At 61.5% G+C, this 2,199-nt stretch carries 1 protein-coding gene and 1 pseudogene; one reads left to right on the top strand and one right to left on the bottom strand.

Translation table 11 applies throughout. From position 1 onward, the window contains the following. The first annotated feature begins 304 nt into the window (after window positions 1-304). Window positions 305-1,396, top strand: a complete 1,092-nt coding sequence (locus LX81_RS21755; RefSeq protein WP_111539315.1) for an endonuclease/exonuclease/phosphatase family protein — start codon at window positions 305-307, stop codon at window positions 1,394-1,396. A 214-nt stretch (window positions 1,397-1,610) separates the two neighbouring features. On the opposite strand, the pseudogene LX81_RS23085 reads toward LX81_RS21755, so the two are convergent. Next, window positions 1,611-2,048 (bottom strand): annotated as a pseudogene (locus tag LX81_RS23085) (DDE-type integrase/transposase/recombinase); the annotation flags it as partial. Window positions 2,049-2,199: the final 151 nt, after the last annotated feature.

The following is a 2,199-nucleotide window of genomic DNA, read 5'->3' as shown; positions in this document are numbered from 1 at the left end:
GCCTCGGTCAGCCAAAACAGGTTGCTCATGCATGTTGTCTCCTCGCGGAGCCTGAATCACGACCAACGTCGTCAATCAATGGGTCCTGAGCCTAGTACCGCTCGAGAATCCGGAATGTCTTTCTTGGTGGCAGGCATAATTTCTGGCGGGCGTCGTCAACCGCATCGGAACATCGATCAGTCCCCTTCGTAAGATGAAGCGACGAGTTCGAAGCACGCCGGTTCCGATCCGCGGCCCAACGGATACCGGGCTGTAACCAATTACGCGGTACCAGTCGGCTGTCTCCAGAAGTAGCGAGTAGGCTATGTCCCAAAAGACCGTCGCGGCTACCCTGCTCCGTGGGCTTCTGTGGATCGCCGCGATTTCGATCGCGCTCCTGACCTTCATCACGCTATGGGACACCAATCTATGGTGGGTGCGCGCGCTCGACTTCCCTCGCCTGCAGATCGCGATCGCGGCCGGGCTAGTGACTCTCCTTGGCCTGCTCCTGCGGGGCGCCGGACGACTGGCCGTCTTGTCGCTTACGCTTGCGTCAGGTGGGTACCAACTCTATCGCATCCTTCCCTACACCATCGCCTACCCGCCCGAGATGCGTCTGGCGCCGGATGGTCCGGACGCACTACGGCTCTTCGCCGCGAACGTCCTCATGGAAAACGATCGCCACGACCTCGTTCTTGAACAAGTCTCGCGGTTCGACCCCGACATCCTCTTGCTGATGGAAACCGATCGGGCCTGGGTCGATGCCCTTGAACCGGTCCTGAAGCGTTATCCGACGATCGTGCGCGAGCCGCGCGACAATCACTACGGCATGGTTTTCGCGACACGCCTGGAGGCGCGCGAGGCACGCATCGTCTATTTGACCGAGGACGACACGCCTTCGCTCTTCGCCGAGTTGCGGGGTCCCGGCGGGATGCCCTTTCGTTTTGTGGGGCTGCATCCACGACCCCCCGTACCGGGGCAGAGCACGGCGGACCGCGATGCGCAGATCTACTATGCCGCGCGCTTCGCGTCGGGCGAGAAACTTCCCCTGGTCGTCATGGGCGACTTCAACGACGTTGCCTGGTCCGACACGTCGCAGATGTTCAAGCATGTCGGCGGGTATCTCGACCCCCGGATCGGGCGCGGGTTCTTTGCGAGCTTCGATGCCGAGACAGCGCTTGTCCAGTTTCCGATCGATCAGCTCTACGTCACCGAAGACGTCGCCGTCGTGTCGATCGAGCAACTCCCCTATGTCGGGTCGGACCATTTCCCCATGGCCGCCACGATCCGGCTCGATGCGGATTTGGCAGCCGGGCTGAACGACCGCCCGGAGCCGCTTGGCGAGAAAGAACGCGAACGGATCGAGGCGACGGTGAACGAGATGCGGGCGTCGCTCGGCCACGATCTGCCGAATTGAATGGGTCGACGCATAATCTGCGGACAACTCGCCTATCATGGGAATCTGTAGTTCACTCACGGCGTGATCAGCTCGACCGTCATCGAGTACGTCCCAAACCATGCCGGACTTCTCATAGAATGAGGGCGCGCCACGGGTGCCAATCACCCCACGGAACACCCGTGGCATTGTCAGGTTATCTCGGATGAACCTGCAAGCTGCCGTTAGTGACCGCTCACGCGGATAGTTCGGTCTTGTAGGCTGCCCATAGGTCGAACGCATCACGTCTTGCATGGCGATAAGAACGGGCGGAAAGGCGGTGGCGGTGCGAGCGGAAGATGGCGGCGGTCTAATAGTCGACCGACAGGAACCGCGGCGCCTGTCCTGGCGACTTGAACCGCCCCATGCTCTTCTCTCGGCGTCGGGTGTGCCGGCGCGATGCCTCGGCTGCGTTGTTGATACCCTTGTGGCGACGGTGTTCGAGGCCCGGGACGATCTTCGCTCTGGCCGCTGCACAGGGTCCGAGTTTGTCGGTCACCATCACCCGCGGCAGGCCTCATCGCCTGAACAGCTTGCGCATGAAGCGCTTGGCGGCCGCGGTGTTGCGCCGCGGCTGCACGAAGATGTCCGGCACATCGCCGTTCGCGTCGATCGCTCGTGAGAGCCAATGCCTAAGAGGGTGTGTGAAAAGGTCATGCTGGTGTGATCTGCCGGATCATCTGGACCTTATTGCACTAATTGGAGGCGAGGATGCTTTGCCCCTTTCCCCGTTGGGCTCAGGCAATGGCTTCGATCTCGGCCCTTCCAAGGCTGGAGTAGCGGTT

Origin of the sequence: Palleronia aestuarii (assembly GCF_003253995.1) — a bacterium.
Classification (GTDB): Bacteria; Pseudomonadota; Alphaproteobacteria; order Rhodobacterales; family Rhodobacteraceae; genus Palleronia; species Palleronia aestuarii.
The sequence above is the reverse complement of the archived record's forward strand: the minus strand, read 5'-3'. Positions and strand labels throughout refer to the sequence as shown.

Excerpts from the sequence above, each read along its gene's own strand:
- LX81_RS21755 (WP_111539315.1), top strand. The coding sequence starts at position 305 with ATGTCCCAAAAGACCGTCGCGGCTACCCTGCTCCGTGGGCTTCTGTGG.